A 24248-nucleotide genomic window follows, 5' to 3' on the forward strand; every position below is an offset into this window, starting at 1 on the left:
CAGTGTGTCATTCGACATCCGAGCAAGGAGATGACAATGCAAATGAATACCTACGCGAAGACATTAGCAGTCGCGCTGTCGCTAGCAGTAATGGCTGGTTGTTCCAGCAGTGGCGGTACCCAGGAAGGGGACATGAATGGCACCGCGGGCGGCACGTCCGGCCAGGGCATGACATCCGGCCAGGGCACTTCCGGCTCCCAGATGGGCGCCAATGACCAGAAGCCCAACGTCGACACTATCTATTTCGCATTCGACAGCGAAGAAATTCGCCCTGAATTCGAATCGGTTCTCGATGGCCATGCGCAGTACTTGATGGCGAACTCGAGCACCAACGTGACACTGCAGGGTTATGCCGACGAGCGCGGTACGCGTGAATACAACCTGGGTCTCGGCGAGCGTCGTGCGCAGGCGGTCGAGCAGTACTTGACCGTTCAGGGCGTCTCTCCGTCCCAGATCCAGATCGTCAGCTACGGTGAAGAGCGTCCGGCAGTTCAGGGCCACACTGAAGAAGCTTACGCCAAGAACCGTCGCGTCGTATTTTCGTACTAAGCACCGACGGAGAAAAGCATGAAACACGGTCTGAAAAGACTGTGCGGCGCGGGAGCCCTGGTGCTCCCGCTGTCCGTATGGGCTCAGCAACCTGCCGTTGATGACCTCACCGGTCAGTCGAACGGCTTCTATAGTCAGACGGAAGCTCGCCAAAGTGGTGGGGGGACGCTGACGATCCTCAATCAGTTGAAGGATAATCAACAGCAGATTCAGCAGCTTCGCGGCCAAGTAGAAGAGCTGCGCTACCAGTTGGATCAGCTGAAACAGCAGACCCAGCAGCAGTATCTTGACCTCGATGATCGCATCTCCGGCGGCGGGATGGGGGCAGGAGGTGGCGGCAATTCCGGTAGCGATCTGGATAACACCAGTATCGATAACGGTGCGGCCAACGATGTCGCGAGCGATAGCGGCGCAAACGCCAGCAACGCCGGGAATTCGACGCAGTCCTCGTCCAACGCAGGTGACAGCGGTGGCCAGTCTGGAGCCGGCGGTCAAGACGGCCGTGATGCTTACCAGGCGGCGTTTCAACAGGTTCAGTCTCGCCAGTTCGACTCGGCCATCACCGCTTTCCAGAGCTTCATCAGCGACTATCCGCAATCCAGTCTCGTGCCCAATGCACACTACTGGTTAGGTGAACTCTATTCCGCGCAGTCGCAGCTCGATCAGGCCGTCAAGGCATTCGACACGGTTATCAGCGACTATCCGCAGAGCAACAAGGTTCCGGATGCGCTATACAAGCTAGGGCTGTTGAAAGCGCGTCAGGGGGATACCGAGGGCAGCCGTCAGCTGCTGCAGCAGGCTCGTGACGATTATCCCGACAGCAACGCGGCCCAGATGGCGAGCGACTTTCTCAATCAGATGGGTAACTGATCGGATCAGGACACCAGCATGACGTGCCACATCGACTATCAGGCGCCAACCGGGCTACTCGACGGAAAGATCGTTCTGGTGACCGGGGCGAACGCAGGTATCGGCCGCGCTGCAGCCATGAGCTATGCGCATCACGGCGCCACGGTGATTCTACTGGGCCGCAGCGTCAGTCGTCTCGAAGTGGTTTACGATGCCATCGAGGCGATGAACGGGCCGCAGCCGGCGATTTTTCCGCTCAATCTCGAAAGCGCGACACCCCAGGATTATCTGGCAGTCGCCTCCAAGCTGGAAAAGGAGTTCGGCCGCCTCGACGGCTTGCTTCACAATGCCAGCATTCTGGGAGAGCGGGTATCGGTCGAGGCCTACGATCTGGAGCTATGGGCTCGGGTCATGCAGGTCAACTTCACCGCCACGTTAGGTCTGACGCAAGCGTTGCTGCCGCTGCTGGGGCGCTCCAGCAGCGCATCCGTCGTCTTTACCTCGTCTAGCGTCGGCCGCCATGGGCGCGCCAAATGGGGTGCCTATTCGACCTCGAAATTTGCCACCGAAGGTCTGATGCAGATTCTGGCCGACGAGCATCGCGACGCTGCCATTCGTTTCAACTCGCTCAATCCTGGCGCCACGCGCACGGCCATGCGTCAGTCGGCGTATCCGGACGAAAACCCTATGGAGCTTCGCACGCCGGAAGAGATCATGCCGACCTACCTGTGGCTGATGGGCTCATCCAGCGAGGGCGTCAGCGGCCAGGCGTTCGACGCCCAGCCACCGAAGGCGAAAGCCTGAGCCAGACGCATACCTCAGATCGCCGCTCGACACTCCATTCACCTTGCTTCGAGCAACGCCAGCAGGGTGTCGGTGAGTTCCGCCGGCGTGGCAAACCACTGCGTGGCCGGCCACGCGTCAATATCGTCATCTTCCGCGATATAGCCATAGCGTACGGCGATTGCCGCCATGCCGGCGCTATTGGCGGCTTCCATGTCCCGCCGATGATCCCCGATGTACCAGCATCGCGGCGCGTCGACACCGATCTGTCGGGCCGCTTCCAACAGTGGGGCGGGGTCGGGCTTCCTGACGGGAAGATCATCCGCGCAGAGCATGACTCCCGGTGCCAGGCCGAGTGCCGCAATCAACGGTTCGGCGTAACGCCGCGGCTTGTTGGTGACAATGCCCCAAGGCCGTCCGGCCGCTTCCCATCGGGCCAGCAGCGGCACGAGTGCCGGAAAGACTTCGCTTTTCTCCGAGACGGCTTGCGCATAGCGCTCCAGCAGAAACTCGCGCGCGGTGGCATGTCGCGGATGGTCGACGGCCCATCCCACGGCTAACGTGACCAGGGCACTGCCGCCGTTGGACACCTGGGCCCGAATGTCCTCGTAGGGTAAACGCGCCAGTTCATGGTGCTCACGCAGCCGGTTGGTAGCTTCGGCCAGATCGGGGGCCGTGTCGACGAGGGTGCCGTCGAGGTCGAACAGCAGCCCTTGCGGCAATGCCGTCGCACTCATTTGCCGTCGCCGCTACCGGTTCGCTCTTCTCCGAACCATTCGGGGCGGACATGCACCATGTAGTTGACCGATACGTCGCTCGCGGTCAGCCGGTAGCGTCGTGATACCGGGTTATAGGTCAGCCCCGTCTGCTTCTGCAGCCTCAGGCCGTGCTGACGGCACCAGCCGGACAGTTCGGAGGGGCGAATGAACTTGCGATATTCGTGCGTGCCGCGCGGCAGCAGGCCCAGTACGTATTCAGCGCCGAGGATCGCGAACGCATAGGATTTCGGATTGCGATTGATCGTCGAGAAGAACAGGTGGCCGCCGGGCTTGACCAGCCTGGCGCAGGCTTCGATCACGGAGCCCGGGTCGGGCACGTGTTCGAGCATTTCGAGGCAGGTCACCACGTCGAATTCACCGGCGTGCTCAGCCGCCATCGCTTCCACGCTGATGTTCCGATAGTCGACCTCCACGCCGCTCTCCAGCTGATGGAGTCTGGCGACCGACAGCGGCGCCTCGCCCAGATCGATCCCGGTCACGTCTGCGCCACGCATCGCCATGGCTTCACTCAGAATGCCGCCACCACAGCCAACGTCGATCACGCGCTTGCCGGCCAGCGATACCTGAGAATCGATGAATCCCAGACGCAGCGGGTTGATGTCATGCAGAGGCTTGAATTCACCTTCCCGATCCCACCAGCGGCTGGCCAATGCCTCGAATTTGGCAATTTCGGCCCGATCGACATTGTCATGGGGCGCCGCGTTGTCGTGAGGTGATGGTGTCATGGACTGGTTTCCTTACCGGAATGTCGATGTATCGCTGAGTTGGCTGAGTTCATGCCACCGAAAGAGGGGATGCGCCGGTGCAGCGGTACCTGGCTTTACGATATTCTACTATGGACGGTAGCCAGGCTGGATGCCAAGTTAGCAAAAAGGGCTGGCAATAATCGACATGGCCTGTCGCCATTGTGCGACTGTGCTTTCGGCGTCTCGCCCGCTAAGCTAGCAGGAGACTCGATGTCAGGCTCCCCACGCCCGTTGATTTCATACCCAGGAAGGGAAGGACCTAAAGATGATTCGCAAGGCTGTACTGCCCGTCGCCGGATTCGGCACCCGTTGTTTGCCCGCTTCCAAGGCGATCCCCAAGGAAATGATCACCATCGTCGACAAACCGGTGATTCAGTACGTGGTCACCGAGGCGGTGAAGGCCGGTATCAAGGAAATCGTCCTGGTCACGCACTCGTCGAAAAGCGCTATCGAAAACCATTTCGACAAGCATTTCGAGCTCGAGACGCAGCTGGAAGCCAAGGGCAAGGATGAACTGCTCGAGGAACTTCGCAATATCATCCCCGATGACGTCAATATCATCAGCGTACGCCAGCCAGAGGCTCTCGGCCTCGGTCATGCCATTCTCTGCGCGCGTCCGGTCATCGGCAACGACCCGTTTGCGGTACTGCTGCCGGACGTCGTGATCGACGACAACGGCATGGCCAGCAACGATCTGATGGGCATGATCAAGGCCTTCGACGAGACCGGTAAGGCCCAGATCATGGTCGAGACCGTGCCCAAGGAGCTGACTTATAAGTATGGCATCGTCGCGCTCGAAGGTGACGAGCCAGCTGCTGGCGAAAGCGCACCGTTGACCGGCATGGTCGAGAAACCCAAGGTCGAGGAAGCGCCGTCGACGCTGGCCGTGATCGGTCGTTACCTGCTGCCGGGCGAAATCTTCCCGATCCTGGCAGAAACGCCGCCGGGGGCGGGCAACGAGATTCAGCTCACCGATGCCATGGAAACCCTGCGCAAACAAAGCGGTGCCGCCGCCTACCGCATGCAGGGGCAAACCTACGACTGCGGTAGCCAACTGGGCTATCTCGAAGCCACATTGGCCCTGGGGCGGAAGCATCCGAAGCTGGGCGAAGGCTTCCGTCAGTTGATTCAGCAATACGCGGCTGAGGAGTAGACCCATGCGGGTGGTCGTACATGGTAGCGAACTGGCCGCGGCGACTGCCGCCGCCGCGTTGTGCTCGGTCGGGCATCAGGTTACCTGGATGCCACATGCCGACTTTCCCTGGGAAAGCCTGGCCAATGCCGACTGGCTGATCAGTGAACCGGGCCTCAGGGACCAGATTCAGGCCGGCCAGGAGTCGGGACAGTTGGTGATCGTCGATGCCGTCCCCGACGATGCTGAAGCCGATGTTCACTGGCTGGCACTATCGCCGGATCAACGCGAGGCCGCCGAGAGCTACGTTGCGGCGGTGCCGGGGCGACAAAGCTCGCCGCTGATCATCGTCAACAACTCGACGTTTCCGGTGGGCCAGACAGAGAAGCTGGAAGCGTTGTTGGGACACTCCTCGCAGGTGGCCGTGGCGTTGCCGGATCGCATCGAGGAGGGCCGCGCCTGGGAAACCTTCACTCGTCCGGCACATTGGCTGCTGGGTAGCGAGGACGACTGGGGAACTCAGCAGATCCGTGAACTGCTGCGTGCCTTCAACCGACGTCATGAAGTGTTCCAGTTGATGCCGCGTCGTGCCGCCGAGCTGACCAAACTGGCCATCAACGGCATGCTGGCAACGCGTATCAGCTTCATGAACGAACTGGCTGGCCTCGCCGACTCACTCGCCGTCGATGTCGAGTACGTGCGTCAGGGAATGGGCGCCGATACGCGTATCGGTTTCGAATATCTCTATCCCGGCTGCGGGTTCGGCGGCCCCAATTTCTCCCGGGACCTCGTGCGTCTGGCCGACGTGCAGCACTCGACGGGGCGCGAATCCCACTTGCTCGAACATGTGCTCGACATCAACGAGAGCAAGAAAGAGACGCTGTTTCGCAAGCTCTGGAATCATTTCGAGGGCGAACTGGAAGGTCGCACGGTGGCCATCTGGGGCGCTGCGTTCAAGCCGGGAACTGCCCGTATCGATCACGCGCCGGTGCTGACGCTGCTGGAAGCGCTGTGGGCGCAGGGCGTCAAGGTCAAGGTACATGACCCGGCGGCCTTGCATGCACTGGCCGCGCACTATCTCGACCATCCGCAGCTCGAGCTATGTGAAGGAGACTTTTACAGTGCTTGTGAAGGGGCCGATGCTCTGATGCTGGTGACGGAGTGGAAATGCTACTGGAATCCGGACTGGAGACGTCTGCTCCAGGCGCTCAAGACACCGCTGATTCTGGACGGCCGCAACATCTACGATCCGGCCTACGTGGCGTCTCGAGGATTCGTCTATCGGGGTATCGGCCGCCGGGCCTGATTGCGGGCCTTGGCCCGGGTTCTAACCCCGGCGGTAACTTTGTAGCTCGAGCGCCGGTCACGCTAGACCGGCGCTCGACCCGCCACCTCGCTGTTGAGTTGCGCATATTCCCAGTTCAGGTGGGGCCACAGCGCATCGAAATACTCGCCACGGTCGTGTCGATGATCGATTCGATAGGCCTCGTCGGCCAGGGCAATGCCCAGCAGCGGGGTCACATCATCCGGTAACTCGGCAGGCGACGACGTTGCCAGACGCAGACTGCTCCGGGAATCGAGCACCAGCCAGCACCATCCGGCGGTGGTTTCCTGGATCCGTGCGCGCCATTGGCACTGCAGTCCGCCGATCCCACCGAAGGCCGCCTCGATTCGTCGGGCGAGCCTTTCCGGCATCTCCACGCTTCGCGCGCTCAGTCCATGCCAGAAGAACACCAGGTTCCAGGCTTCCTGCGCCGAGTCACGCACGTCAGCTTCCTCGGCTTTTGCCAGCGCAGCCAGTGAGCGCCCGTCGTCGGAAGCCAGTTGCGCATTGAGCTCGTCGATGTGACGTCGATGATGATGGCTGTAAAGCAGGTCGATCTGCGCCCGGGATACCTCGGGTTCCAGCGAATGTCGCTCGAAGGGAAGCGCGGGCAATTCGAACCGGGAAGCGAAATGGGGCATCGTATTCATCGACAGTGGGAGAGGAACGGAGTAGCGGAAAAAGAGTCCGACAGAGATCGGCCGACGGCGGGCATGCTACCGCGAACCGGGATCGGATCGCCAATGCGATACGCATTGGGGCCGCGGCCGTTATCATGCGAACCGTACGCTGCCAAGCCTAGGCTTTGCGATGGCTTTCACGTAACGTAATTGCGTCAGCGGTTTACGCCCGGCTTGCGGCATTAAGCCTTCATTCCGCAGGTCTCGCTCGACAGGAACCTTTTTGGCATATTTTCATCAGTTCGAGCTTCCAGGCGTCGAAGATCATCTCGATCGCAGAATCGGCGTCCGCAACATTATCGGAAAGGTATAAGACGGCCATGCCATCACGATCCGACGAGCATCGCGCTTCTCCGAGCATCGTCCCCGACCGCAACGACATGACGGTGCCCAGGGCCGGAACACATCACTATCGAGGGGCCGGCGGCCGTCGTGCCCCCAGGGTATGGCCGCTGTGGATCCTGCTTCTGTTGCTGATTGCCGGGGCCTGCGCAGGCGGCTGGCAACTCTGGCAGACAGTGCAGGCGCAGAATGCGCAGATCGACCGGCTCAACCAGCGGCTGGATTCCACCGGCTCGACGCTGGACGCCTCCGGTGAAAGCTTGCGCGCCGAATTCGACCGCCTCCGCGATCAGCTCGATGGCACTCAGGCCGCCGTGGGCAGTCTGGAAACCCGAGTCGCCGATTTCCGGCAGGGCGACGAAAAGGCCGAGCAATTCGAATCGCTGCAGAAGACCGACCAGAACCTCAGGGGGCTGATCGAGGCGTTACAGTCCTCGTTCACCGCGCTGGAGAGCACTGGCAAGGATGAGCGGGGCGCTATGGCAGCACGGCTCGCCACGCTCGAGGAAGGCCAGCAACAGCGGGATGATCGACTCGCTTCGCTCGGTGACGCCGTCGATCGGCAGCAGCAGGCCAATCAAGAGCAAGCCGACCAATTCAGCGCGTCGATCGATCAACTTCGCCAAGATCAGCAGACGCTTTCGCAGCAGCTCGGGACGGCGGATGATTCGGATGTCCAGGCGGCCATCGACGATGTGCAATCGACGGTGTCGAAGCTCGAAACACGAGTCGGTACCCTGGCCCAGCAGGAGTCTCCGTCTGCGGACGACGTCGACCAGCTCAAAGGAGCGGTTACGGAACTTCGCCAGGGCCAGACCGCGCTCAGCGCGAGTCTCGAATCCTTGCAGTCGCGTATCAGCGATATGCCCACCGGCGCCAGCGCGTCCCAGATTCGCGACCTCAGGGAACGGCTGGGGTCACTCGAGGCCAGCCGCGCTCAGCTGACGCGTCGCGTGACGTCGCTGATCACCAACGTTTCCAACCTACAGCGCGGCGGAGGTTGAGCCGATGTCTCAAGCTAGAGTCCTACGGATGGGACTGCTGTGCCTTGTGCTACCCGCGGCAGGGCATGCCTGGGCGCTCGATGTCACCGTCAAGGGATTGAGTGGCCCACCGGCGAAGAACGTCGTGGACATACTCTCGGAGCTGGAAGCCGACAGCCAGGCCACCCGCGAACGTCTCGACGGCGTGGTGCGTGACCGTGCCGAGAAGGCACTGCAGGCGTTCGGTTACTACAACGCCAGTCTCGCCACCCGTTACCCCGACGAGGATAACAAACGCGTCGTCATCGATATCAAACCCGGCGAGCGTACGCAGATCACCCAGGTCGATCTTTCGCTCGAGGGCGATGCCAAGCAGGATAAGGCGTTCGAGCAGGTCATGGCGAGCAGTCCGCTCAAGGTCGGCGACCCGTTGCTGCACTCGCGCTACGACGGTTACAAGGGGAAGATTTCCACGCTGGCACTGGAACGAGGCTACTTCAATTCGCGCTTTCGCCAGCAGCGTATCGAAGTTCGGCCGTGGGAGAACAGCGCCCGCATCTTTCTCGACTTCGATAGCGGGACACGCTATCGCTTCGGCAACGTTCACTTCAAGGGCAGCCAGATCGAGCAGCGCCGGCTCAGAAACATGATCCCGTTCGAACCGGGCGATCCCTACATTGCCGGGGATCTGGCAACGCTCAATCAGAACCTGGGACAAACCAACTGGTTTGCCGGGGTCGCGGTGCGCCCTCGCGTCAATGAAGACGCTTCCCCGACGCCGCCCAGCCGATGGTGGAGCGCCGCAACCGGGCGTGACACGACGGCCGATAGCACCGAAGTCATGGGTGGCCCCGGCCTGAGCGCCGCCCGTGAACTGACTGACAGCCAGCCGACGATCGTGCCGGTCGATGTCGAACTGACGCCGGCGGATCGCCATCAGTTCGAGGTCGGGGTGGGGTACGCTACCGACGTCGGTCCGCGAACGCAGTTCACCTGGACCATGCCCTGGCTCAATCGTTACGGCCACAGTCTGACCAACTCGCTGTTTCTTTCGGCGCCGGAGCAGCGCGTCTCCGGGGAATATACGATTCCGCTCGCCAACCCGTTGCGGGACAGTTACCGCGTTCGCTACGGGCTCAAGAACATCGACAACGAAGACACCAAGAGCTTCGAGAGCTCGGTGCAGCTTGCACGCCACTGGGAGTTTTCCAATGGCTGGATCCAGGATCTCTACTGGCAGACCACCTACGAAGACTTTACCCAGGCCGATCAGGACGACGCCGTGCTGCTGCTCTATCCCGGCATCAGCTGGTCGCGCACCCGCAAGCGCAACGAGACCTTCCCGAGCTGGGGCGACAAGCAGCAGCTGACGCTGGAGTGGTCGGACCCATCCTGGGGTTCGGACGCTCGCTTCGTGCGAACCACCTTCGATTCCCAGTGGGTGCGCATGCTGGGTAGCGAAAACCGTTTCGTCGGTCGGATCGGCGGCGGCGCCATGGCCACCAACACTTTCGACAAGGTGCCACCGTCGCTGCGTTTCTTCGCCGGGGGCGATCAGAGTATCCGCGGCTACTCCTATGAAAGTCTGTCCCCGGAAAACGACGATGGCGAACTGCTGGGCGGCCAACACATGCTGACCAGCAGCGTCGAATACCAGCGTCATCTGACCGGCAACTTCTGGAGCGCCACGTTCGTCGATACGGGCAACGCCTTCGACGAATGGTGGCCAGATGAGCTCAAGACCGGCGCCGGTGTTGGCGTGCGCTGGATTTCACCCGTTGGGCCGATTCGTTTCGATATCGCCCACCCGTTTGACGACGAGGAGGATTCTTGGCGTCTCCATTTCTCCATCGGACCGGAGTTCTGATTCGGCTGCTGCTGTTCCTGATCCTGTGGCTACTGGGCCTGGTGCTGACGCTCATCGGGTTGGGCCTGTCTCCCTGGGGCAGCCACTGGCTGTTCGATCAGGCGCAGTCGCGCGGCTGGGTCGAGGCGCAGCGTTTCGCGGGCGCCCCGCTCGACGAGCTGACCATCGACGGGTTGCACCTGTCGGCCGGCACGCTGGATGTGGCCGTGGATCACTTTCACCTCGCCTGGGCCGATGACTGCCTGCTCAAGGGACGCGTGTGTCTCGACGATCTGAGCGTGGTCGGTGCGCGTATTCGGATGAGCGAGAGTGATCAGCAACCGACGCCGCCTCCCGAAACGGACGGCGACAGCGGCATGCCCTCGATCTCGGTACCGCTACCGGTCGAGATTCGCGAGGTGCGGCTGGATGACGTCAGCGTTCAACTGGCCGACGGCACCGACATTCATTGGCAGCATTTCCAGACCGGCGCCGAAATGGCCGGCAATCACCTGAAGCTACTGCCGACGACGCTGAATCAGGCGCGCATTCGATTGCCGCAAAGCCCGGACCAGGCGCTGGCTATGCCCGATCTTGGCCCCGGCGTCGTGAGTCCGGACGCCATGCAGGCGGCGCTGGCCGTTCAGGCTGCCGACGAAAACGCGACTGGCGAACGCGCCGCGTCTCCGGCGACGCCGGCTACTGTTGGCTCTGAAGCCTCTGGAGGCGCATCGTCGACAGCCGGTGGCGACGCTGACTCCGACGATCGGGTGGCGGCCGTACTGGCGCCATTGACGCTGGCCGCGGCGGCCAACGTGGCGGATGGGGATACCTCGCAGCGCGACGCTCGCGTCGAACGGATCGAGCGGACGCTGCACGATCTTCGCCAGCAGCTACCCGACATTCAGCTGCCGCTGGAAGTCGAGGCACCCAGCCTGACGATCAGCGATGTCAGACTCGACGGGCCGAGCCCACAGCAACTGAACCGGCTGGAGCTGGCGTTCTCCGCCGTCGACCGCAAAATCGAGATACAGAGACTGATGGTGGATGCCCCTGACGGCCACGCCGAGCTCACGGCGAGCGCCGAACTGCAGGGTGATATCCCGCTCTCGCTATCGCTGAATGGGCGCGTGACGCGGGCGCCGATCGACGGGCAGACGGTTGCACTCGACGCTTCCGGCACGCTCGCCGATCTCGACGTCAAACTATGCACCGACGGCGAAGCCAGAGCCGCGATCGATGCTCGAGTGCAGGCCTTCGAACCAGGTCTGCCGTTTTCGCTACACGTCGAAACGGGCCAGCTGCGCTGGCCGTTGGCGACGAGCCCGTTCGCGTCTCTACCCGACTCGGGCGAAGGGCTCGACGTTGCCGCGACTATCGACCCAACGGCTATCGAGGCCGCGCGGGCGGTGCGTGGCGTTGCCGCCGCCGATTCCGCACCGCCGCAATACCAGCTCGACCACCTGACCCTGGATGTCGATGGCACTCTCGAGAACTATCGCGCCGCGGTGGATCTTGCCGGGCAGGGACAGGGACTGCCGCCCGTCGCGCTGACGGTGGCCGGAGAGGGGGATCTGAGTCATTTCCAGTGGCAGCCGATGCACGTCACCAGTCAGGGCGGCGAACTTGATAGCCAGGGCACGGTACGCTGGACGCCGGTGCTCTCGGCGAGCGTGAACCTCGATTTCAAAAAACTACCGCTGGGCGCTTTCACCCAGGCCGTGACCGGAGAGCTGAACGGTCAGACGCGCGCGGCATTCGCCATGCGCGACGATGGCGGCTGGCAGCTGTCGGTCCCTCAGTTGGCGATCGATGGCAAGCTCCAGCAGCGAGCGCTCAAGCTGAATGCGCAGATCGATGGCAACAGCGAGATGCAGTGGGATATCCGCGAGCTGGATTTCCGTCAGGGTAACAATCGGGTCACCGCCAGCGGGCGCGTCGACCAGAATCTCGATATCGACGGCCGTATCGACGCCCCCGCGCTGGGCACGATTCTGCCAGCACTCTCTGGCGCCCTGCGAGGCCAGTTCGAGGGGCGTGGCACCCTGGAACGCCCGCAGATCGCCATCGATCTGCAGGGCAGCGGCGTCGGCTATGCGGAGAACCGCCTCGATCGATTGACGTTGAAAGCCAATTCCACCGGGACGCAGGATCCGCAGTTCGACGTCGATTTCACTGCCGCTGGCATTCAGGCCGGCGGTCAACAGATCAGCGCCATCGATCTGGGCCTGCAGGGCCGGCTGTCCAGCCATCAGCTCTCTCTCGACGTGAGCGGCGGTGAAGGTCTGCCGCTATCGCAGGCCTCCATTCGCCTGCAGGGGGGCCTCGACAGCACATTCCAGCATTATAAAGGCGCATTCTCGCGGCTCTCGGCCTCGACCGACTACGGCGATATCGCGTTGCGCGATTCGCTGGGCTTCAATGCCGACCTGACCCATTCCAGCGCCATGATTACGCCGTTCTGTCTCGATCGGCAGCAAGGCGGGGCGCTATGCCTGACCGAACGCATGACCGCTTCCGCGGACCAGGGCCGAGCGGCGCTGTCGATCGATGACATTCCGATGGCACTGCTCGACGACTTCATGCCCGATGGTTGGCAGATCGACGGCCAGACAGGCGGCAAGCTGATTGCCAGCTGGTCACGTGGCGGTCAGGCCTGGGCCGCCAAAGCCGATATCGACAGCAACGTCGCGGTCAGCGGCGTCGATGCGCGCGGTGCGCCGTGGCAAGTGCCGGCGGCAACGATGTCGCTATCGCTGGATGCCAATCAGCAGCGGGCCCGGACCCAGCTCGATCTGCAACTGGAAGACGCGGGGCGAATTCAGCTCCAGGCCCAAGTCGACGACCCGGCCGGCGACGGCGCGCTGCAAGGGCGGCTGCAGATGAGCGATCTCCGCTTCAGCCCCTATCGGCCACTAGTGGCAGGCATCGATCAACTGGAAGGGGCCATCAACGGCGATGTCTCGCTCGGCGGCACGCTGGCCATGCCGGCGCTGAATGGCGATGTCGTCATCGATGGCGTCAAGGTCAAGGGTGGCGTATCGCCGGTCGCGGTGACCGATGCCAAACTGACGCTGGCCCTGCAGGGCCAGTCGTCGACGCTGCAGGGTTTCGTGCAGAGCGACGACGGCCGCCTCGAGCTGACCGGCGACGCCAATTGGCGAGATCCGGCCAACTGGCGAGCCAACGTCAATATCGATGGCACCGACTCGCCGCTGCTGGTGGCGATGCCGGCCTACGGTCGGCTGCGGGTGTCGCCGGACCTGCAGATTCATGCGATGCCGCAGCGACTTCAGGTACGCGGCGACGTGACCGTGCCGTGGGCGCGTCTGGAGATCGGCCAGTTGCCTGCCTCGGCACAGGCGCCCAGCAGCGATACCGTGATCATCAGTGAAGAAGATGATCGCCAGCAGCAGGCAGCCGCCGCCGCCCGGGAGAGCGAAGACGGGGCGGGTACCGCACAGGCGTTGGCCGATGCCGGCATGCAGCTCGATGTTCGCGTCAACCTGCATCTCGGGCCCGACATGAAGCTGGAAGCCTACGGCCTCGAAGCCGGGCTCACCGGCGATCTACAGGTTCGCCAGGGCACCGGCCCGGTCCAGCTGTATGGCGACGTCAATCTGACCGACGGCACGTACACCTCTTTCGGTCAGGATCTGATCATTCGCCAGGGGCAGGTGCTGTTCAGTGGCGCGGCCTCGCAGCCAAGCCTGCAGTTCGAGGCGATTCGCAATCCCGACACCACCGAGGACGACGTGGTCGCCGGGCTGCGGGTCACCGGTTCTGCATCGGCGCCACGGCTGACGATCTTCTCCGAGCCGGCAATGACGGAAAGCCGAGCGCTTTCCTACATTCTGCGCGGGCGAGCACCGGAGGACGCCGGCGGCGGTGACGATGCCCTGACTTCGGCATTGATTGGGCTGTCGCTCTCTCAGACCGGTAGCGCGGTGGGTCAGGTCGGCGAAGCGTTCGGGGTCCAGGATCTGAGCCTCGATGCATCGGGATCCGGCGACGACAGTCAGGTCGTGGTCAGCGGATATGTCTTCGATGACTTGAAGGTGAGTTACGGCGTCGGCATATTCTCTCCCATCGCCGAATTGACGCTTCGCTACCGCCTGATCCAGAACCTCTATCTTCAGGCGGTCTCCGGTGCTGCGCAGGCCGTGGATTTGATCTATACCTTCAGCCTTGGCCGTGCCACCGGCAATTGAAGGCCACCGGCAATTGAAGGCCACCGGCAATTGAAGGCCACCGGCAATTGAAGGCCACCGGCAATTGACCCTAACGGCGTCCGACACCTCGGACGCCGACTTCGACATCTGGGAGATGACCATGTTTCAACGACGTTCCGAATCGCTCCCCACCGCGGAAACAGCACTCCCGGGGCGCGATACGCCCATCGCCATCAGCGGCGAGCACCTGATCAATGGCGCCTCGATGCAGCCACCGTTTCCGGCGGGGACCGAGCAGATCGTGCTCGGGGCCGGCTGTTTCTGGGGCGCCGAACGCCTGTTCTGGGAACAGGAAGGCGTCGTCGTGACGGCGGCGGGCTATGCCGGCGGTGTCACGCCGAATCCGACCTATGAAGAGACATGCTCGGGCAGGACAGGCCACACCGAGGTCGTTCTGGTCGTCTATGACCCGGCTCGAGTGACGCTTCAATCCCTGCTGAGCACCTTTTGGGAAGCGCACGATCCCACTCAGGGCATGCGCCAGGGCAACGACATGGGCACGCAGTATCGCTCGGCGATCTATACCACCAGCGACGCGCAGCAGACGGCAGCGCAACGGAGTCGAGACGAGTATCAATCGGCGCTGCAGGCGCGCGGGCTAGGGGTCATCACCACCGAGATTCGGCCGTTGGATACGTTCTACTACGCCGAGGAGTATCACCAGCAGTATCTGGCCAAGAATCCCAACGGCTATTGCGGACTGAAGGGAACCGGCGTGACCTGTCCGCTGCCGGCCTGACCGCACGTTCGGTCGGCTTCCGTACAGGGTTTCCTGCCTGTCCCGACTCACTGATCCTGCCGAGCGGGACGGGCAGCCGGTTCGGATGGGCGGGATCTCGGTTCAGAAGGACAACTCGGCGGATCGGACGGGCAGGGTGCCCACTGCTGGAGCTGGACCTCGATCCGACGGGCCAGCCAGGAGCGCAGCCGACCGCCACACACTTCGACATAGCCAACATGGCCACCGTATCGCGCGATCTCGACCCGAACCGATGAGGAAGGGGCCGGCAGGCGTGAAAACAGATCTCGTGGCATGAACGGATCGTCGGCGGCGTGCAGTACCAACGTGGGTGTTTCGATCTCGCCCAGCAGCGGGCCCGCCGAGGCGCGGCAATAATAATCGCTGGCCGAACGGAAACCGTGCATTGGCGCGGTGATATCGTTGTCGTAGGCCCAGAAAGTGTTCAGGTGCCGAATATCCGAGGAGGTGATCCTCAGCGGTAGCGACATCGTCTGCAGCCGAGTCATCACCTTGCGCTTCAGCTGTCGCAGCAGATAGCGCTGATAGACACGCGCGAAGCCGCGATCGAGGGTGTCGGCGCTCGCGGCCAGATCCAGCGGGGCATTGATCGCGATAGCGCCGGCCAGCGGCAGTTCATCGGTGCTGTGTTCGGCGACCAGCTTGAGCAGCATGTTGGCGCCCAGGGAAACACCCGCCGCCACCATCGACGCACCGGGATAACGCTGCGCCAGCAGATCGATGATCCAGCGGGCATCTGCGGTATCGCCGGAATGGTACGCCCGCGGCAGTCGATTCGGCTCCCGGCCACAGCCCCGAAAATGCATCAGCACGGCGCGCCATCCGAGATTTGACGCGGTGTACAGCAGTTCTCTCGCGTACGGCGAATCGAATGATCCTTCCAGGCCATGAAAGAGCACGAAGATCGGCGCGGCGTCGCTGGCAGGGGCAGGGCTCGCCCATGCCAGCTCCACGAAATCCCCGTCCGGCAGATTCACGATCTCGGGATCCTGCCTCAACGATCGCCCCCGCAGCAGGCGCGGCAGCAGCGTCTGCACATGCGCATTGCGAAGCCACCACGGCGGATCGAAGTCGGCCGCGGCGATCGTGCCGGACGGGCGAGTCTCACGCATCGGGAATCGGTGCGCCCTGGGTCAGGTTGTCTTGACCTTGCCCCGTGATGATCACGTTGTCCTCGATCCGGATGCCGCCATGATCCTCGAGCCGGTCGATGGCCGCCCAGTCGATGGCATGGCGTTGCGAGCCCTGACGGAAGGGTTCCAGCAGCATCGGGATCACGTATAGCCCCGGTTCGATCGTCACCACCATGCCTTCGTCAAGCGTGCGGGTCAGGCGCAGCGCCGGATCGGCCTCCGGCGGCGGCAAGGGCGTTCCCTGGCTATCGCGCTGCCGGCCACCGACGTCATGAACCTGTATTCCCAGGCTGTGGCCCAGGCCGTGGGGGCAGAAAGCGCGCGTCAGCCCGCTTTCGACTGCCGCGGCCGGGGTCATCGAGGTCAGCCCGGTATCGACCAGGAGTTCGGCGAGATATTGATGCATGTCGAGGTGCAGCTCGACGAAATTGAGCCCCGGCGCCAGCTGCGCGATCAGGCGGTGCTGGTAGTCGGCCACGCCCTGAACGAGACGCTCGAATAGCGGGTCGGCGTGAATGGAAGCCCATGTGCGGGTGATGTCCGCGGCGTAGCCGGCGTGCGCGTGGCCGGCGTCGACCAGCAGCGACTTCGGCGTCGCGGGCGCCGCGGAGGCGTAGTGCTGGTAGTGGAGAGTGCCGGCGTGGTGATTGATGCCGATGATGTTCTGATAGGGGACCTGGGATTCCCGCTGACGCGTGGCGGCCAGATAGGCGAGCTGGATATCGAGCTCGCCGGCACCCATCGCGAAGGCGTCGCGCGCTGCCTCGTGGCCGGCCAGCGCCCACTGGTTGGCGACGAACAGACAGTGGCGCTCGTAATCGTCCTTGCGCATGCGCAGCTCATCCAGAGCGGCGATCAGTGCCGGCGGATTGAGTTCCGCCCCCAGTGGCATCGACGAGGCGTCCAGGTCGCCGATCACCGCCAGTCGACGGGCGGAAACCTCCTGCGGGGGCGGCCAGCCGGTATCACGAAGCGGCTGCAACGCCAGGACTTCTGCCAGCACGCCCGCTGGCGCGGGTGTCGGAAGATGCCAGAAATCCGCCGGCGCATAGTAGTACCAGCGCGGCGCGCGACCCGGCTGAACCAGCAGCCAGTCGTGCTGGTGATGGCTGGCGCCGGTCCAGTGGACGAAGTGACCGTAGCCTCTGAACGACGCTTGCTGGTCGTCGGCAAAGAAGGTGCCGGCATGGCCGCTGTAGATAAGCACCGCATCGAAACCCTGTTCGGCCAGAATCGTGGCGTAGGCGGCCTGCAGGCGTTCCAGATGGGCGCGTTGAAGGGCTTCGACGGTGTTGTTGTCAGACGTCATTGAGCGTCTCCTGTCCTAGGGCTCATCGATGAGCAGCAGAAAGTTGCGTCAGCAGGCCCGCTAACGAAGGGTGCCGGCTATCGTGGCGAAAGTAGAGGCGCAGCGACAGCGACACGTCCCAGCGCTGGTCGCCGGCCCGTGTCAGATCGCCGGTCTCGAGCAACTGCCGAACCGTGCGCCAGGGTAGCCAACCGAGGCCGTAACCCTGCTGCACCAGTTCACGAATATTGGAGGTCTGGACGCTTTCGTTGAGCGTCGAGAGATGCACCTCCTGACGCGAACGCGTCCAGTGTGCCTGCAGCGCCGCGGCGATCAGGCCGCCGGAATGATAGGCGATATGTGGCAGCGGGCTTCGCTTGTCCCCCGGCAGCGCATAACGCGGCTGGCCGTCGGGATTGGCCACGCTCACCGGCACCAGACGCTCTTCGCCGATCTCTAGATAGCGCACGCCGGTCAGATCCAGGTCCAGCGCCGTGCGCCCCTGTGGCCAGTAACACAGCGCCAGATCGACCTCGCCACGTTCCAGCGCGTGAAAGTAGTCCTCGATCAGCCAGCCGGTCGCGCGCAGGTAAGGTTCGACCTGCTGGCTGATTGCGTTCGCCTCCAGCCAGGCGGGGACGAAATGCGTCACCAGACTCTGGGGCGCCGCCAGTTTGACGCGACGGGCGTCCTCTCGGTCGAGATTCTTCAGCCGCTCCCGGGTCACTCGTACGCGCTCGCTGATCTGCTTGCACAGAATCAGAAATTCCTCGCCGGCGGGGGTCAGGCTGAGCGGCAGGGTCTGACGATTGACCAGCGTGGCGCCCATTGATTCCTCGAGCAGCTTGATGCGTCGCGAAAAGGTCGGCTGGGTGACATTCTGTTGATCGGCGGCACGGGAAAAATGACGCGTTTCGGCCAAGACGATGAAGTCTTCGAGCCAACGTAGTTCCATGGTGTTCTCTATCGTCAATCACGCTGTTGCGATGTCGCGGACGGCGGGTTGGCACATCACCTCATCTGCACAGAGCCGGTTGCGGCCAGCCTAACCGATACGCCATGTGGCGACCATCTTCGACGGCCATCAGATGCGTCCCTCCTCGACGGCGTGGCAGGCGACCTGGTGGCCGCGATCCAGCGTGATCGGGGTAGGGGCCGCCTCGCGGCAACGCCGGTTGGCATGCGGACATCGATCGCGGAACACGCACCCCGAAGGCGCCTGCAGCGGCATCGATAGCTCCCCGCTCAGTCGCAGCTGGCCGGGGAAGGCATCGTCCAGTCGTGGGCTAGCCGCCAGCAGCGCCCGGGTATACGGATGGCGGGGGCGCGCGAACAGCGTATCGGCGTCAGCCAGTTCGCAAATCGTACCCAGATACATCACCGCCACCCGAGTGGCGAAATGCTCGACGACCGCCAGATCATGGGTGATGAAGAGATAGGTCAATCGATGCGAGGCCTGGGCGTCCATCATCAGATTCAGGACCTGGGCCTGCACCGAGACGTCGAGCGCCGAGACGGGTTCATCGGCCACCACGAACTCGGGGTCGACGCTCAGCGCCCGGGCGATGGCGATGCGCTGGCGCTGACCGCCGGAAAATTCATGCGCGAAACGATCGCCCCAGCCGTTATCGATGCCGACATCGTCCATCAATGCCTCGACCTTCGCCTCGACCCGGTCGCGAGACCAGTCGGGGTGATGGATACGAACCGGTTCCTCCAGCGCCTGTCGCACCGTCAGACGGGGATTGAGCGAGGCGTAAGGATTCTGGAAGATCATCTGCATGCGCCGCCGAAACGGCTGCCACTGCCTGGCATTCAGATGATCGATACGCCAGCCGTCGTAATGCACTTCACCGTCGCTGGGCGTCACCAAGCCCATGATCAGGCGTGCCAGCGTCGACTTGCCACAGCCCGATTCCCCCACCACGCAGAGCGCGTCGCCACGCTGGATATCGAGATCGACCCCGTTGACGGCATGAATTCGCTCTCGCCGCCAGCCACGCTGACGCCTGTCGAATCGCCACGGCAGGAGGCGTTCCGGATGCAGGGCGAAGCGCTTGCGCAGCCGCCGAACGCTGACCAGCGGCTCCGGCGTGTCGGCAGCGCGCCCCAGCGTCTGAAGTGTCTCGGGCTGGGTCATGTCGCGCGCTCCTCGGCCGGCCCGCGGGCGATCAACTCGGCGACCCAATGGCAGGCCACCTGGCACTCCCCGGAGCGAACGGGCTCGGGTACGTTTTCGATACAGTCCCGGCGCGGCAGTCCTTCGGGCGTGATGCGATAGGCGCAGCGGGGATGAAAGGCGCAACCGCTGGGCACCTCGGAGAGCGTCGGCATCGAACCGGGGATCTGATGCAGGCGCTGTCTCGGCAGTGTCATCTGCGGCAGGGCATTGATCAGGCCCTGAGTGTACGGGTGCTGCGCGTCGTTGATGATCTCGCGGGTCGGACCCTGCTCGACGATACGCCCGGCGTACATCACCAGCGTCCGTTGCGTCAGCTGGCCGATGACGCCCAGATCGTGGGAGATCACGATCAATCCGACGTCGTGTTCATCGCACAGCCGCTTGAGCAGGGTGATGATCTCGGCCTGAATCGTGACGTCGAGCGCCGTGGTGGGCTCGTCGGCGATGATGATATCCGGCTCCAGCAGCAACGCGATGGCAATGACCACGCGCTGACAGAGTCCGCCGGAAAGCTGATGCGGATACTGCTCGAGACGGCGTTCGGGTGACGACACCTGGACCTGACGCAGCTTGTCGATGGCGACGATCCTGGCCCGGCGAGTCGAGAGTCGTCGGTGCGCCTTGAGGCTTTCGATCATCTGCTGACCAATGGTCAATACCGGGTTGAGGGTGGTCAATGGGTCCTGGAATATCATCGCCAGGCGATTGCCGCGCAGTCGTCGGAACTGCCTTTCGGACAGCGAGGTCAACTCGCGCCCTTCGAAACGGACCGTGCCGGCCACGATACGTCCGGGGCGCGAGAGCAATTTCAGCAGGCTGAAAGCGAGCACCGACTTGCCGGCGCCGGACTCGCCGACGATGCCCAGCCGCTCGCCTCGCTGGAGCGAGAAGCTCAAGTCACGAACCGCGCGTATTTCCCCCCGCCGTAGCGGGAAGCGGACATCGAGATGTTCGACTTCCAGCAGTGCCATGGGATTGGCCCTCATAGTGGTCCTTCAGGCAGGCGCGGATTGAGCGTATCGCGCAGCCAGTCTCCCAGCAGATTGACGACCAGCACGAATACCACCAGGAACAACCCCGGCAGCAGCGTGATCCACCAGGAGCCGGACTGCAGGTAGTCGAACCCGGACTTGATCAGCGAGCCGAGCGACGGCTGGGTTTCCGGCATGCCCAGGCCCAGAAACGAGAGCGCCGCTTCGGCCATGATGGCGTTGGCGATCTGCACCGTGGAGATCACCAGAATCGGCGTCAGAGTATTGGGCAGAATGTGTCGCAACATGATGCGACGCCCCGAATACCCCAGCACGCGAGCGGCATCGACGTAATCCTTGTGCTTTTCCACCAGCACCTTGGCCCTGACGGTACGCGCGTACTGGGGCCATTCGCTCAAACCGATGACCAGAATCAGTATCACCACGCCGTAGTCGCCGTAGAACGCGCCACCAAACGCCGTCTTGACGACCGCCCCGATAATGATGGCCATCATCAGCGTCGAAAAAGACAGCTGGATATCGGCCAGACGCATCAGCAGGGTGTCGATGACACCGCCGCGATAGCCGGCAAGCAGTCCCAGCGCCGTGCCCAGTATCGCCTGGAGCATCACCGCGCCCAGGCCGATTGCGATCGATACCCGGGCACCGTAGAGGATGGTCGACAGCAGATCCCGGCCCTGGGCGTCGGTCCCCAGCGGGAAGCCGGGCTCGCTCCCCGCGAGCCAGAACGGCGGCAGTTCGGAGTCGAGCAGATCGATCTGGGCCAGGTCGTAGGGATTGCTCGGAGCGATCCAGGGCGCTGCCAGGATGCTTGCCATCATCAGCACGAACAGCGCCAGACAGAGCTGGGCCAGGCGGTCGCGGCGCAATCGATAGACGAAGTAGGAGTCGCCAAAGCGTCGCCAGCGCGTCTCAGTCCCGAGTCGGTTCTGCTTCATGCCGGCCTCCCGCTGATGGTGATGCGCGGGTTCAACACGCGATAGAGTAGATCGACGAGGGTATTGATGACCACGAAGATGGCGCCGATTACCATCAGGTAGGCGACGATCAGCGGCATGTCGGCGCGTTCGATCGCGTCGAGAAACATCAGGCCGGCGCCAGGCCATTGAAAGACGGTTTCCGTCAGCAGGGTGTAGGCCGCCAGCGTGCCGATCTGAACGCCGCCCAGGGTGATCACCGGTAGCAGCGTGTTTTTCAGCGCGTGTAGAAAGTAGATGCGTGACGGCCGGATGCCTCGCGCCCGGGCATATCGCACATAGTCGGATTCCAGCACCTCCAGCATTTCGGCGCGGATCAGACGCACGAACAGCGGCAGCATGACGAAGGCCAGCGACAGGGCGGGGAGCAGTAGATAGAGCCAACCTCGCCACGAGGCGAAGTTGGTGCTCCAGACACCCCAGACGTGTACCGGGCTGCCCCGTCCGTAGGCGGGCATTCCGCCTTGGGTGGAGAGCGCCTGATTCAGCCAGCTGCCCCAGCCGGTCCCCTCGGGAAATAACGTCACGTCAATACCGATCGAAAAGAGCTGAATCAGCACCATGGCCGTCAGGAACACGGGTACCGAAATGCCCACCACCGAGAGACCCATCAGCGTCCTCGATAGCCAGCTGCGCGGGCGAATCGCGCAGTAGACACCCATCGGTGCCGCCAGCAGCAGCGTGATCACGGCGCTGGTCGCGATCAGCTCGAGGGTCGCCGGCAGGTAGCGTGCGATCACCTCGAGCGCCGGCTCGTGAAAGAAGTAGGAGTTGCCGAAATCCAGGCGCAGGGCGTTACCCGCGAAGTGCAGATACTGCAGCCATAGCGGGTCGTTCAATCCCAGCGACTGACGCAGCGCCATGATATCGGCGTCCGTCGCGGCCTGCCCCAGCAGCTGGCGCACCGGATCGCCCAGGCTACTCTGCAGGGTGAAACCGATCACGCTGATGACGAACATCACCATCATCGCCTGGCACAGTCGTCGAATTAGAAACATGATCATCGGGGGTGAACGACCACGTCGCCCAGATAGGGCATGTTGATCACGTTCAGCACCGGCGCGATATCAACGCGATCCGACGCCGCCCAGGCAAGATTCTGCCAGTACAGGGGGATGAAGGGAGCGTCATCGTGAATCGACTGCTCGGCCTGCTTCAGCAGGCGCGCGCGAGCCTCCGGCTGCATGGTGAGGTTCGCTCGTTCGACCAGCGCATCGATCGCCGGATTGCAGTACTCGCTGGCGTTGTAGTGGCCGGCGCCGGTCTCAGGATCGGTGCAGAACGTGAGGTACTCGAAGAAATTGGCCGAATCGCCGGTATCCGAGTACCAGCCCATCATCATCATGTCCGCGGCGCGCTTGTCGTATTCGGCCCAGTACTGGTTCTTGGGCAACGTCTCGAATTCGACGGTGACGTTGATCTTGGCCAGCATGGCAGCCACCGCCAGCGCGACCTGCGCCGTCTGAGCGTCATTCACGTAACGGTTGTTGGGCGCCATCAGGGTGACCGTAAAGCCCTTGGCGTAGCCGGCTTCACGCATCAGTTCACGCGCCTTGCCAAGATTGTAACGCGGTTGCAGCGTCGCCACATGACCCGCATAGCCCTCGGGCGACATCTGTGCCGCCGGCGTCGCGAAGCCTTTCAGCAGGCGCTCGGCGATGGCCGTCTGATCGACGGCGTAAGTGAACGCGCGACGTACCCGACTATCCCGGAAAGCCGGAACCCGCCGTTCGTTGAGCTGCAGCATGGTGATACGGGTGCCGGGCATGGAGACCAGCTGGATCCCGTCGGCATGGCGAAGCCGCTGCATGGCATTGAAAGGCACCGGCGAGATGAAATCGACATCGCCGGCGCGCAGCGCAGCGACCCGGGTGGCATTCTCGGCGATCGGCGTCATTACTAGATGATCGACGTTGCCGGGCGACTCGGTATCCCAGTAGCCGGGAAAGCGTTCGAACTCGGTCCTGATCCCGGGATGGCGCTCCTCGATCTCGAACGGCCCGGTCCCGGACAGGTGATTCGAGGCAAACGAATTGCCGTTCTTGACGATTTCGGCCTTGTCGCGTCCGTCCGCCGAGGTGCCGGTATAGAACCGGCTATCCATCGGGAACAGATAAGTGGCGAGGTTGAGCAGCAGCGGGTAGGGCTTGCGCGTATGCAGATCGACGGTGAAATCGTCGATCGCTTCGGCCCGTTCTATCGGTTCGAATATTGCACGGAAGTCCGGGCTGCGCCTGAGACGTTGCAACGTCCATACGACATCCTTGGCCGTGAAAGCGTTACCACTATGAAATGTCACGCCGTGACGCAGGTGGAAGCGCATCGTGGTGTCGTCGATCCGTTCCCAGCCGGTCGCCAGGCGAGGTTCGAGTTCGAGATCGCGATCCCAGCGCACCAACGGATCGAAAGTCAGGTGCGACAGCTGGAGCATGCGAATGGAGAGCTGCTCGTGGATATCCAGCGATACCGGGGCGGTGTCGTAAGCCACTCTGAGCGTGATGTCTTGATCATCGTCGACGACGCCATTATCGGCCGGATTGTCGCCGGCCAGCGCCGAACACGACAAGGACAACCATAGACTCACGATCAGAGCGCAGACCCGCGTGCTGGCCGGGGCGCCGGATGAAAACAGGGTGAGACGCATTAAAAGTCCGCTGTGCAGGCCCGTTAT

General features: G+C 63.0%; 20 protein-coding genes. 9 read left to right on the forward strand and 11 right to left on the reverse strand.

Annotated elements, in window-relative coordinates:
- Window positions 1-36: 36 nt before the first annotated feature.
- The 3 genes from pal to DOM58_RS03550 are packed head-to-tail and all read left to right on the forward strand — an operon-like array spanning window position 37 to window position 2202.
- The gene (gene pal / locus DOM58_RS03540) at window positions 37-549 is read left to right on the forward strand and encodes a peptidoglycan-associated lipoprotein Pal (protein WP_075562267.1); all 513 of its coding nucleotides are present in this window, start codon (window positions 37-39) and stop codon (window positions 547-549) included.
- 18 nt (window positions 550-567) lie between these two features.
- Window positions 568-1419, forward strand: coding sequence for a tol-pal system protein YbgF (gene ybgF, locus DOM58_RS03545; protein WP_075562268.1), 852 nt, complete (start codon window positions 568-570; stop codon window positions 1417-1419).
- Between the two features lie 18 nt (window positions 1420-1437).
- A complete protein-coding gene (locus tag DOM58_RS03550; protein WP_075562269.1) occupies window positions 1438-2202 on the forward strand; it encodes a YciK family oxidoreductase in 765 nt (254 codons plus the stop codon).
- Between the two features lie 38 nt (window positions 2203-2240).
- Here DOM58_RS03550 and DOM58_RS03555 read toward each other — a convergent pair whose 3' ends face one another.
- Complete coding sequence (locus tag DOM58_RS03555; protein WP_110691786.1) at window positions 2241-2918, reverse strand: HAD-IA family hydrolase; 678 nt, start codon at window positions 2916-2918, stop codon at window positions 2241-2243.
- Window positions 2915-3685 carry a bifunctional 2-polyprenyl-6-hydroxyphenol methylase/3-demethylubiquinol 3-O-methyltransferase UbiG gene (gene ubiG / locus DOM58_RS03560; RefSeq protein ID WP_110691787.1) on the reverse strand — a complete coding sequence of 257 codons (771 nt, stop codon included), beginning with the start codon at window positions 3683-3685 and terminating at the stop codon, window positions 2915-2917. The genes DOM58_RS03555 and ubiG overlap by 4 nt, the downstream gene beginning before the upstream one ends.
- Window positions 3686-3971: 286 nt before the next feature.
- On the opposite strand from ubiG, the gene galU reads away from it, so the two are divergent.
- Window positions 3972-4859 (forward strand): UTP--glucose-1-phosphate uridylyltransferase GalU, encoded by an 888-nt coding sequence (gene galU, locus DOM58_RS03565; RefSeq protein ID WP_075562272.1) that lies wholly within the window; start codon window positions 3972-3974, stop codon window positions 4857-4859.
- Window positions 4860-4863: 4 nt separating this feature from the next.
- The gene (locus tag DOM58_RS03570) at window positions 4864-6144 is read left to right on the forward strand and encodes a nucleotide sugar dehydrogenase (RefSeq protein ID WP_110691788.1); all 1281 of its coding nucleotides are present in this window, start codon (window positions 4864-4866) and stop codon (window positions 6142-6144) included.
- 62 nt (window positions 6145-6206) lie between these two features.
- Here DOM58_RS03570 and DOM58_RS03575 read toward each other — a convergent pair whose 3' ends face one another.
- On the reverse strand, window positions 6207-6803 hold the full coding sequence (locus DOM58_RS03575; RefSeq protein ID WP_188113768.1) for a Fe-Mn family superoxide dismutase: 597 nt from the start codon (window positions 6801-6803) through the stop codon (window positions 6207-6209).
- Between the two features lie 359 nt (window positions 6804-7162).
- Here DOM58_RS03575 and DOM58_RS03580 point away from each other — a divergent pair, with 359 nt between their 5' ends.
- The 4 genes from DOM58_RS03580 to msrA all read left to right on the forward strand — a co-directional run bounded on the left by DOM58_RS03580 (window position 7163) and on the right by msrA (window position 14984).
- On the forward strand, window positions 7163-8188 hold the full coding sequence (locus DOM58_RS03580) for a coiled-coil domain-containing protein (RefSeq protein ID WP_110691790.1): 1026 nt from the start codon (window positions 7163-7165) through the stop codon (window positions 8186-8188).
- Between the two features lie 4 nt (window positions 8189-8192).
- Window positions 8193-10034, forward strand: coding sequence for an autotransporter assembly complex protein TamA (tamA, locus tag DOM58_RS03585; protein ID WP_110691791.1), 1842 nt, complete (start codon window positions 8193-8195; stop codon window positions 10032-10034).
- Entirely contained in the window at window positions 9998-14224 is a 4227-nt protein-coding gene (tamB, locus tag DOM58_RS03590) for an autotransporter assembly complex protein TamB (RefSeq protein WP_245392136.1), read from the forward strand. Before tamA ends, tamB begins: the two co-directional genes overlap by 37 nt.
- Before the next feature lie 115 nt (window positions 14225-14339).
- Window positions 14340-14984, forward strand: a complete 645-nt coding sequence (msrA, locus tag DOM58_RS03595) for a peptide-methionine (S)-S-oxide reductase MsrA (RefSeq protein ID WP_075562417.1) — start codon at window positions 14340-14342, stop codon at window positions 14982-14984.
- 47 nt (window positions 14985-15031) lie between these two features.
- Here the strand turns inward: msrA and DOM58_RS03600 are convergent, their stop codons facing one another.
- From DOM58_RS03600 to DOM58_RS03635, 8 genes are all read right to left on the reverse strand, one after another.
- A complete protein-coding gene (locus DOM58_RS03600) occupies window positions 15032-16117 on the reverse strand; it encodes a hydrolase (protein ID WP_110691792.1) in 1086 nt (361 codons plus the stop codon).
- Window positions 16110-17447: a Xaa-Pro dipeptidase gene (pepQ, locus tag DOM58_RS03605; protein ID WP_110691793.1), complete on the reverse strand. Its 1338-nt coding sequence runs from the start codon at window positions 17445-17447 to the stop codon at window positions 16110-16112. Before pepQ ends, DOM58_RS03600 begins: the two co-directional genes overlap by 8 nt.
- Window positions 17448-17469: 22 nt before the next feature.
- Window positions 17470-18381, reverse strand: a complete 912-nt coding sequence (locus DOM58_RS03610; RefSeq protein WP_110691794.1) for a LysR family transcriptional regulator — start codon at window positions 18379-18381, stop codon at window positions 17470-17472.
- Window positions 18382-18510: 129 nt separating this feature from the next.
- Window positions 18511-19566 carry an ABC transporter ATP-binding protein gene (locus DOM58_RS03615; RefSeq protein WP_110691795.1) on the reverse strand — a complete coding sequence of 352 codons (1056 nt, stop codon included), beginning with the start codon at window positions 19564-19566 and terminating at the stop codon, window positions 18511-18513.
- Window positions 19563-20579, reverse strand: coding sequence for an ABC transporter ATP-binding protein (locus DOM58_RS03620; protein WP_110692041.1), 1017 nt, complete (start codon window positions 20577-20579; stop codon window positions 19563-19565). The genes DOM58_RS03615 and DOM58_RS03620 overlap by 4 nt, the downstream gene beginning before the upstream one ends.
- An 11-nt stretch (window positions 20580-20590) precedes the next feature.
- Window positions 20591-21538, reverse strand: a complete 948-nt coding sequence (locus DOM58_RS03625) for an ABC transporter permease (RefSeq protein WP_110691796.1) — start codon at window positions 21536-21538, stop codon at window positions 20591-20593.
- The gene (locus DOM58_RS03630; RefSeq protein WP_110691797.1) at window positions 21535-22581 is read right to left on the reverse strand and encodes an ABC transporter permease; all 1047 of its coding nucleotides are present in this window, start codon (window positions 22579-22581) and stop codon (window positions 21535-21537) included. Before DOM58_RS03630 ends, DOM58_RS03625 begins: the two co-directional genes overlap by 4 nt.
- Complete coding sequence (locus DOM58_RS03635) at window positions 22578-24221, reverse strand: ABC transporter substrate-binding protein (RefSeq protein ID WP_110691798.1); 1644 nt, start codon at window positions 24219-24221, stop codon at window positions 22578-22580. The genes DOM58_RS03630 and DOM58_RS03635 overlap by 4 nt, the downstream gene beginning before the upstream one ends.
- Between the last annotated feature and the right edge of the window lie 27 nt (window positions 24222-24248).

It is taken from the genome of Salinicola halophyticus (genome assembly GCF_003206695.1).
In the GTDB taxonomy this organism is placed as follows: domain Bacteria; phylum Pseudomonadota; class Gammaproteobacteria; order Pseudomonadales; family Halomonadaceae; genus Salinicola; species Salinicola halophyticus.

Coding starts and splice junctions, on each gene's coding strand:
- pal (WP_075562267.1), top strand. CDS start 37: ATGCAAATGAATACCTACGCGAAGACATTAGCAGTCGCGCTGTCGCTA.
- ybgF (WP_075562268.1), top strand. CDS start 568: ATGAAACACGGTCTGAAAAGACTGTGCGGCGCGGGAGCCCTGGTGCTC.
- DOM58_RS03550 (WP_075562269.1), top strand. CDS start 1,438: ATGACGTGCCACATCGACTATCAGGCGCCAACCGGGCTACTCGACGGA.
- DOM58_RS03555 (WP_110691786.1), bottom strand. CDS start 2,918: ATGAGTGCGACGGCATTGCCGCAAGGGCTGCTGTTCGACCTCGACGGC.
- ubiG (WP_110691787.1), bottom strand. CDS start 3,685: ATGACACCATCACCTCACGACAACGCGGCGCCCCATGACAATGTCGAT.
- galU (WP_075562272.1), top strand. CDS start 3,972: ATGATTCGCAAGGCTGTACTGCCCGTCGCCGGATTCGGCACCCGTTGT.
- DOM58_RS03570 (WP_110691788.1), top strand. CDS start 4,864: ATGCGGGTGGTCGTACATGGTAGCGAACTGGCCGCGGCGACTGCCGCC.
- DOM58_RS03575 (WP_188113768.1), bottom strand. CDS start 6,803: ATGCCCCATTTCGCTTCCCGGTTCGAATTGCCCGCGCTTCCCTTCGAG.
- DOM58_RS03580 (WP_110691790.1), top strand. CDS start 7,163: ATGCCATCACGATCCGACGAGCATCGCGCTTCTCCGAGCATCGTCCCC.
- tamA (WP_110691791.1), top strand. CDS start 8,193: ATGTCTCAAGCTAGAGTCCTACGGATGGGACTGCTGTGCCTTGTGCTA.
- msrA (WP_075562417.1), top strand. CDS start 14,340: ATGACCATGTTTCAACGACGTTCCGAATCGCTCCCCACCGCGGAAACA.
- DOM58_RS03600 (WP_110691792.1), bottom strand. CDS start 16,117: ATGCGTGAGACTCGCCCGTCCGGCACGATCGCCGCGGCCGACTTCGAT.
- pepQ (WP_110691793.1), bottom strand. CDS start 17,447: ATGACGTCTGACAACAACACCGTCGAAGCCCTTCAACGCGCCCATCTG.
- DOM58_RS03610 (WP_110691794.1), bottom strand. CDS start 18,381: ATGGAACTACGTTGGCTCGAAGACTTCATCGTCTTGGCCGAAACGCGT.
- DOM58_RS03615 (WP_110691795.1), bottom strand. CDS start 19,566: ATGACCCAGCCCGAGACACTTCAGACGCTGGGGCGCGCTGCCGACACG.
- DOM58_RS03620 (WP_110692041.1), bottom strand. CDS start 20,579: ATGGCACTGCTGGAAGTCGAACATCTCGATGTCCGCTTCCCGCTACGG.
- DOM58_RS03625 (WP_110691796.1), bottom strand. CDS start 21,538: ATGAAGCAGAACCGACTCGGGACTGAGACGCGCTGGCGACGCTTTGGC.
- DOM58_RS03630 (WP_110691797.1), bottom strand. CDS start 22,581: ATGATCATGTTTCTAATTCGACGACTGTGCCAGGCGATGATGGTGATG.
- DOM58_RS03635 (WP_110691798.1), bottom strand. CDS start 24,221: ATGCGTCTCACCCTGTTTTCATCCGGCGCCCCGGCCAGCACGCGGGTC.